The organism is Candidatus Obscuribacterales bacterium (assembly GCA_036703605.1).
Lineage (GTDB): Bacteria > Cyanobacteriota > Cyanobacteriia > RECH01 > RECH01 > RECH01.
In genome coordinates, this window is sequence record DATNRH010000196.1 from 1 (window position 1) to 1,244 (window position 1,244).

At 51.7% G+C, this 1,244-nt stretch carries 1 protein-coding gene; it reads left to right on the plus strand.

Translation table 11 applies throughout. From position 1 onward, the window contains the following. Positions 1–60 precede the first annotated feature (60 nt). On the plus strand, positions 61–1,244 hold a 1,184-nt coding region (locus V6D20_04130), incomplete at its 3' end, for a DUF456 domain-containing protein (protein HEY9814980.1).

Here is a 1,244-nt window from a genome sequence, read left to right on the forward strand (position 1 = left end):
CTTATGGACGTAGATGAAGATAAAGCAGCAGCTGAAGAGTATTTGGATCGAGGTACGTCTATGGTTAGCAATGGTACTTTAGAGAATCAGCTAGAAGCAGCTTCATCCCCAGCGGCAACACAAACAGCGACACAAGCAGTACCAACTCCACCAGTCGCAGCAGATTCAGGTGCTCTAGGAAGTGATGGTCAATCTCCACCTCCATACTCCCCAATGCAGCCAGCGGCAGTCCATGCAAAATACGCAGGAGCTTCAGAACAATCACAACAAGCATCCCCATCTGTTAATGGTGCGGCAGGCGCATCTCCATCTGCTGGAAGTTCTTCTAGTTCAGGAGGTGCTGTTGGAAGGTTAGGAGAAGCATGGAATGAGTCTCGTTATAAAGCAAAAGACGCAGCTGAACCAACTGCTTCATTAGGTCAAACAGCTATGGCTGGCGGTCAGATGCTTGGCATCAGCGGAGGACTTACGAAGCAGGCGGGTGATGCAATGCAAGCACCGGTTTCAGATAAGGCAGCTATGGCTGGTGGTGCAGTTATGGGCGCTGGAATAGGATTTTTAATTGGTGGACCTATTGGTGCTCTGGTTGGTGCGGTTATAGGTGCAATTTCTGGTAAAATTGGTGCGGAAGCATTGAAACTTCCAGGAAAAGCAGTCGGTGCTTTAGGCAGTATGCTACAAGCCGGTGGTGAGATAAGCCAAGGGCTTGGTGGACTTGGTATGGCAGCATCTCAACTACTTGATGTTGTAGGTAAAGATCGTCCCGCTCTGCAACAAAGGCAAGAAGCTCAGCAACAGCAAGGGCAACAATCACCTTCAACACAAGCGCTAGGTGCGCCACAACAATCACAACTTCAGCAAGGGCAACAACAACCTCCAAGAGGAGGCCAGGGAGGTCAAGGACCACAAGGACAAAGAGGGGCGCCAGGACAGCCAGGACAGTCAGGACAGTCAGGACAGCCGGGAGGAGGCGGAAATTTGCCGCCACCAGCATATAGACCGCCACAACAGCAAGGAGGCGGAAATCCGCCACCACCGGCAGTAGCTCCAGCGGCATCCTCAGCGATGGCAGCAGCGGCGAGTGCGCAAGGAAATGGTGGTCAAGGTGGAGATTTAGGAGGAGTTGCAAATGAAGAATATAAGAATATGGAGAATGATAGCCTCGTCCCCCCCTCCCAGCCAGCCCCAGTCCCTCAGCCGGTAGTGGAAAGTCTAGTAGTGAACACGGAATTGGTTAATGTAAG